The following is an 8,065-nucleotide window of genomic DNA, read 5'->3' on the forward strand; positions in this document are numbered from 1 at the left end:
CTAGCCAAATTATTGACACAGAGCAGCGTCAAACTTGATTAGCAAATTTTAAAAGTACGTCCAGACTGAATCGGCGCCGAAGCCATCAGGCTATGGAAGTCAACTGAACGTGACACCCGGAGAGTCTTCAATGAGCAGTGTTGTTGCCATCGTCAAAAGCATTGTCGGTCAGGTATTCGTGGTCTCCCCCGAGGGTGTACGCCGCGTGCTCGTTGAAGGCGATCGCCTGTTCGTCGGCGACCAGATCGATACCGGCCTCTCCGGCGCCGTGTCGCTGGAACTGGCCGATGGCCGCACTCTGGACCTGGGCCGCGAGACTCAGTGGAGCGCCAACGCGCCCGACTCCAGCACTGACCTGGCCGAAGCCACCGCGCAGGCCGCGCCGTCTGTAGCAGAACTGCAGCAGGCTATCGCTGCCGGCGCCGACCCGACCACCGATCTGGAAGCCACCGCTGCCGGCCCGAGCGCTGCGGGGACAGGTGGTGCTGCCGGTGGTGGCCATAGCTTCGTGATGCTCGACGCCACCGCTGGCCGCGTCGATCCGACCATCGGCTTCCCGACCGCGGGCATCAACTCCGGTGCTCAAGCGGCACAGAACATCACCGGTGGGCAGACCACCGACAGCACCACCAACGCTCTGCGTGAGTCGACCCTGAGCCTTAGCGCCACACCGACCATCACCGAAGCCGGCGGCGTGCTGGTGTACACCGCGACCCTGACCCAGGCACCGCTGACCGACCTGACCATCACCCTGTCCAACGGCTCGGTGATCGTGATTCCGGCCGGTTCCACCACCGGTACCGTCAACGTGCCGCTGGCACCGAACGACACCGTCTACAACGACCCGACCCAGATCAACGTGACCGTCACCGGCACCACCGGTGGCAACGGCATTACCGTCACCGTGCCGACTACTCCGGCCGTGACCCAGGTCACCGACACCATCGACACCACCACCGTTACTCTGACGGCGGGCAACAGCGTCACCGAAGGTGGCCAGATCACCTACACCGCGACCCTGACCAATCCGGCGCAGACGCCGGTTACCGTGACGCTGTCCAACGGTTCGACCATCACCATCGAAGCCGGCAAGACCACGGGCACCGTCAACGTGCCGACACCGCCGAACGACGTCTATAACAATGGCAGCACCGTCACCACCACCATCACCGGTGCTACCGGCGGCAACTTCGAAAACCTGGTGCCGAATCCGACGCCGGCGGTGACCACTATCACCGACTCGATCGACACCACCAACCTGACCCTGACAGCCACCGGCAGCGTGGTTGAAGGCGGCCAGATCACCTACACCGCGACCCTGACCAACCCGGCGCAGACACCGGTTACCGTGACGCTGTCCAACGGTTCGACCATCACCATCGAAGCCGGCAAGACCACGGGCACCGTCAACGTGCCGACACCGCCGAACGACGTCTACAACAACGGCGGCACCATCAGCACCACCATCACCGGTGCTACCGGCGGCAACTTCGAAAACCTGGTGCCGAGCACGACGCCAGCGACCACAACCGTTACCGACTCCATCGACACCACCAATCTGTCGCTGAGTGCCACCGGCACCGTCGCTGAAGGCGGCTCGATCGTTTACACCGCGACCCTGACCAACCCGGCCGGTACCCCGGTGACCGTGACGTTGAGCAATGGCTCCGTCATCACCATCGAGGCTGGCAAAACCACCGGCACTGTGACCGTTCCGGCGCCTGCGGACGACGTCTACAAAGACGCCGGCAAAGTCGAAGTCAGCATCACTGGCACCACAGGTGGCAATTTCGAGAACCTGGTGCCGAGCACCGTTCCGGCCGTGACCGAAGTCACCGATACCATCGACACCTCGACCGTGAAACTCACGGCCGATACCTCGGTGGCTGAAGGCGGCACCGTCACCTACACCGCCACCGTCGGCGCCCCGGTAACCGGTTCGCCGGTTGTTGTGACCTTGGCGAACGGCCAGACCATCACCATTGAGGTCGGCAAGACCACCGGCACCGTGACCACCACCGCGCCGAACGATGCGCTGACCGGCAACCCACCGTTGACCAACGCCATCACCAATGTCAGTGGCGGTAACTACGAGAACCTCGTCGCCGACAAAACTCCGGTTTCGACCACCGTTACCGATACCGTCGACACCACCAACCTGTCGCTGAGCGCGACCGGTACCGTGGCTGAGGGCGGTTCGATCGTTTACACCGCGACGTTGACCAATGCTGCCGGCTCCCCGGTCACCGTGACTTTGAGCAACGGCGCCGTGATCACCATCGAAGCCGGCAAAACGACCGGTACCGTGACGGTCCCAGCGCCTGCCGATGACGTCTACAAAGATGCCGGCAAAGTCGAAGTCACCATCAACGGTGCAACCGGCGGCAACTTCGAAAATCTGGTACCAAGCACTGTCCCTGCAGTCACCGAAGTGACCGACACCATCGACACCTCGACGGTCAAACTGTCCGCTGACACCTCGGTCGCCGAGGGCGGCACCGTCACTTACACCGCGACCGTTGGTGCGCCTGTGACTGGCTCGCCGGTTGTCGTGACTCTGGCCAACGGTCAGTCCATCACCATCGAAGTGGGTAAAACCACTGGCACCGTGACCACGACCGCACCGAACGATGCTCTGAATGGTCAGGCACCGCTGAGCAACTCGATCACCGGCGTGACCGGTGGCAACTACGAAAACCTCGTAGCGGACAAAACCCCGGTCAGCACCACCGTAACCGACACTGTTGACACCACCAACCTGACGTTGAGCGCCACTGGCTCCGTCACTGAAGGCGGTTCGATCGTCTACACCGCGACCCTGACCAATCCGGCTGGCACTCCGGTAACCGTGACGTTGAGCAACGGCTCCGTCATCACCATCGAAGCCGGCAAAACCACTGGCACCGTGACTGTTCCGGCGCCTGCCGATGACGTCTATAAAGACGCCGGCAAAGTCGAAGTCAGCATCACCGGTACCACCGGCGGTAACTTCGAAAACCTGGTGCCGAGCACCGTTCCTGCCGTGACCGAAGTGACCGATACCATCGACACTTCGACCGTCAAATTGACCGCCGATACCTCGGTGGCCGAGGGCGGGACCGTCACTTATACCGCCACAGTGGGCGCGCCTGTCACCGGCTCGCCAGTGACCGTGACTCTGGCGAACGGCCAGACCATCACCATCGAAGTCGGCAAAACCACCGGCACCGTGACCACCACCGCGCCGAACGATGCCTTGAACGGTCATGAACCACTGACCAACGCGATCACTGACGTGAGCGGCGGCAACTACGAAAATCTCGTCGCCGACAAAACCCCGGTCAGCACCACCGTCACCGACACCGTCGACACCACCAACCTGTCGCTGACTGCGACCGGCACCGTGGCTGAAGGCGGTTCGATCGTTTACACCGCGACCCTGACCAATCCGACTGGCACTCCGGTGACCGTGACCTTGAGCAACGGCTCGGTGATCACCATTGAAGCCGGCAAAACTACTGGCACCGTAACGGTTCCAGCACCTGCCGATGACGTCTATAAAGACGCCGGCAAAGTCGAAGTCAGCATCACCGGTACCACCGGCGGTAACTTCGAAAACCTCGTACCGAGCACTGTTCCGGCTGTCACCGAAGTAACTGACACCATCGATACTTCGACCGTCAAATTGACCGCCGATACCTCGGTGGCCGAAGGCGGCACCGTCACTTACACCGCTACGGTTGGTGCGCCTGTGACTGGTTCGCCGGTTGTTGTGACCCTGGCCAACGGCCAGACCATCACTATCGAAGTGGGCAAAACCACTGGCACCGTGACCACCACCGCGCCGAACGATGCCTTGAACGGTCATGAACCACTGACCAACGCGATCACTGACGTGAGCGGCGGCAACTACGAAAACCTCGTTGCCGACAAGACTCCGGTCAGCACCACCGTGACCGACACCGTCGACACCACCAACCTGTCGCTGACTGCGACCGGCACCGTGGCTGAAGGCGGTTCGATCGTTTACACCGCGACCCTGACCAATCCGGCTGGCACCCCGGTGACCGTGACCTTGAGCAACGGCTCGGTGATCACCATTGAAGCCGGCAAAACCACTGGCACCGTGACCGTTCCAGCTCCAGCCGATGACGTCTACAAAGATGCCGGCAAGGTTGAAGTGACCATCAAGGATGCGTCCGGCGGCAACTTCGAGAACCTCGTTCCGAGCACCGTTCCGGCGGTGACTGAAGTTACTGACACCATCGATACGTCAACCGTGAAGCTGAGCGCCGATACCTCGGTCGCTGAAGGCGGCACTGTCACTTACACCGCTACAGTTGGCGCGCCGGTCACCGGCTCGCCTGTGGTCGTGACTCTGGCGAACGGCCAGACCATCACCATCGAAGTCGGCAAAACCACCGGCACCGTCACCACCACCGCGCCGAACGATGCGTTGAATGGTCACGAGCCGCTGAGCAACTCGATCACCGACGTCAGCGGCGGCAACTACGAAAACCTCGTCGCCGACAAGACCCCGGTTTCGACCACCGTCACCGACACCATCGACACCACTAACCTGACGTTGAGCGCAACAGGTTCCGTCGCTGAAGGCGGTTCGATCGTCTACACCGCAACCCTGACCAATCCGGCGGGCACTCCGGTAACCGTGACCCTGAGCAACGGCTCCGTCATCACCATCGAAGCCGGCAAAACCATCGGCACCGTGACCGTTCCAGCCCCTGCCGATGACGTCTACAAAGACGCCGGCAAAGTCGAAGTCACAATCAAGGATGCTGCGGGCGGCAATTTCGAGAATCTGGTGCCGAGCACCGTTCCAGCCGTAACCGAAGTCACCGACACTATCGATACCACCTCGGTCAAACTGACCGCGACCGAGTCCGCTGCTGAAGGTGACACCGTCACCTACACCGCTACCGTTGGCGCTCCAGTGACCGGTTCGCCAGTCGTGGTGACCCTGGCCAATGGTCAGAACATCACCATCGAAGTCGGCAAAACCACCGGCACCGTCACCACCACCGCACCGAACGATGCCTTGAACGGTCATGCACCGCTGACCAACTCGATCACCGGCGTAACCGGCGGCAATTACGAGAATCTGGTCGCCGATAAAACCCCGGTTTCGACCACCGTCACCGACACCATCGACACCACCAACCTGTCGCTGACTGCGACCGGCACCGTGGCTGAGGGCGGTTCGATCGTCTATACCGCGACCCTGACCAACCCGGCCGGTACTCCGGTGACCGTGACCCTGAGCAATGGCTCGGTGATCACCATCGAAGCCGGCAAAACCACCGGCACCGTGACTGTTCCGGCCCCTGCCGATGACGTCTACAAAGACGCCGGCAAAGTCGAAGTCACGATCAAGGATGCTGCAGGCGGCAATTTCGAGAACCTGGTGCCAAGCACCGTTCCGGCCGTGACCGAAGTCACCGACACCATCGATACTTCTACCGTCAAACTGACGGCCGATACCTCGGTCGCAGAGGGCGGCACCGTCACTTACACCGCCACCGTCGGCGCTCCGGTAACCGGCTCACCTGTGGTCGTGACCCTGGCGAACGGCCAGAGCATCACCATCGAAGTCGGCAAAACCACCGGCACCGTCACCACCACCGCACCGAACGATGCGTTGAACGGTCACGAGCCGCTGAACAACTCGATCACCAACGTCAGCGGCGGCAACTACGAAAACCTCGTCGCTGACAAAACGCCGGTCAGCACCACCGTCACCGACACTGTCGACACCACCAACCTGTCGCTGACCGCGACCCCGGCGGTGAACGAAGGCGGCCAGATCACCTACACCGCCACCCTGACCAACGCCGCCGGCACCCCGGTGACCGTGACGTTGAGCAATGGCGCGGTGATCACCATCGAGGCCGGCAAAACTTCCGGCACCGTGACCGTCGATGCACCGAAGGATGACGTCTACAAGGACGCCGGCACCGTTGAAGCGACCATCAAGGGCGCGACCGGTGGCGACTTCGAAAACCTGGTGACCAGCAACACCCCGGCGGTGACCACCGTCAACGACACCATCGACACCTCCACCGTGTCGCTGACTGCCACCGCCAACGTCGCCGAAGGCGAAACCGTGGTTTACACCGCGAGCGTGACCGCACCAGTAACCGGCTCGCCAGTCGTGGTCACCCTGTCCAACGGCCAGACCATCACCATCGCCGTCGGTGAGACCACCGGCAGCGTGAACTTCGTCGCGCCGAACAGCCCATTGGCGGGCGGCAGCTCGTTGAGCGTCGCCATCGACAAGGTTGCCGGCGGCAACTATGAAAACCTGGTGGCCGACAAGACACCGGCTAACACCTCGGTGTCGGATACTGTCGACACCACCAACCTGAACCTGACCGCCAGCGACTCGGTGGCTGAAGGTGGTTCAATTGTTTACACCGCGACACTGACCAACCCGGCTGGAACCCCGGTGACCGTGACGCTGAGCAACGGCGCTGTCATCACCATCGAGGCCGGCAAAACCACCGGCACCGTGACCGTTCCGGCTCCGGCTGACGACGTGTACAAAGACGCGGGTAAAGTCGAAGCGACCATTTCCACCGCTACCGGCGGCAACTTCGAGAACCTGGTGCCGAGCACTGTTCCTGCAGTCACCAACGTTACCGATACCATCGACACCACCACGGTCAAACTGACCGCCACTGAGTCTGCTGCAGAAGGTGGCGCCGTCACCTACACCGCGACTGTCGGTGCGCCGGTCACCGGTTCGCCTGTGGTCGTGACCCTGGCAAACGGTCAGAACATCACCATTGAGGTGGGTAAAACCACTGGCACCGTGACTACCACTGCGCCGAACGATGCGTTGACCGGCCACGCGCCGCTGACCAACGCCATCACCGACGTCAGCGGCGGTAACTACGAAAACCTCGTGGCGGATAAAACGCCGGTTTCGACCAATGTCACCGACACCGTCGACACCACCAATCTGTCGCTCAGTGCCACTGGCACCGTGGCTGAAGGTGGTTCGATCGTTTACACCGCAACCCTGACCAACGCGGCTGGCTCGCCAGTCACTGTGACCTTGTCCAACGGCGCAGTGATCACTATCGAGGCTGGTAAAACTTCTGGCACCGTGACCGTTCCTGCTCCGGCGGATGACGTTTACAAAGACGCGGGCAAAGTCGAAGCGACCATTTCCAACGCTACCGGTGGCAACTTCGAGAACCTGGTGCCAAGCACCGTTCCTGCGGTCACCAACGTTACCGATACCATCGACACCACCACGGTCAAACTGACCGCGACCGAGTCTGCGGCTGAAGGTGGTACTGTCACTTACACCGCTACCGTGGGTGCGCCAGTCACCGGTTCGCCTGTGGTCGTGACGCTGGCCAACGGTCAGAACATCACAATCGAAGTGGGCAAAACCACCGGTACCGTGACCACCACTGCGCCGAACGATGCGCTGACCGGCCATGCCCCGCTGACCAACGCGATCACCAATGTGAGCGGCGGCAACTACGAAAACCTCCTTGCCGACAAGACCCCGGTCAACACCACAGTCACCGATACCGTCGACACCACCAACCTGTCGCTGTCCGCGACCGGCACCGTGGCCGAAGGTGGCTCGATCGTTTACACCGCGACTCTGACCAACGCTGCCGGTTCGCCGGTTACCGTGACGTTGAGCAACGGCGCCGTGATCACCATCGAGGCCGGCAAAACCACCGGCACCGTGACCGTTCCTGCTCCGGCGGACGACGTTTACAAAGATGCCGGTAAAGTCGAAGCGACCATTTCCACCGCTACCGGTGGCAACTTCGAAAACCTGGTGCCGAGCACCGTTCCAGCCGTGACCACCGTCACTGACACCATCGATACTTCTACCGTCAAACTGTCCGCTGATACCTCGGTCGCCGAGGGCGGCACCGTGACCTACACCGCAACCGTCGGCGCACCAGTGACCGGTTCGCCGGTTGTGGTGACCCTCGCCAACGGTCAGAACATCACTATCGAAGTGGGCAAAACCACCGGTACCGTGACCACCACTGCGCCGAACGATGCGCTGACCGGTCATGCGCCTTTGACCAACGCG

General features: G+C 61.8%; 1 protein-coding gene. It reads left to right on the forward strand.

Annotated elements, in window-relative coordinates:
* Positions 1–130: 130 nt before the first annotated feature.
* Positions 131–8,065: retention module-containing protein (locus M0814_RS28650; RefSeq protein WP_247868563.1), on the forward strand; the 7,935-nt coding region annotated here is incomplete at its 3' end.

The sequence above is a fragment of the Pseudomonas sp. MWU12-2020 genome (genome assembly GCF_023100605.1).
In the GTDB taxonomy this organism is placed as follows: Bacteria; Pseudomonadota; Gammaproteobacteria; order Pseudomonadales; family Pseudomonadaceae; genus Aquipseudomonas; species Aquipseudomonas fluorescens_H.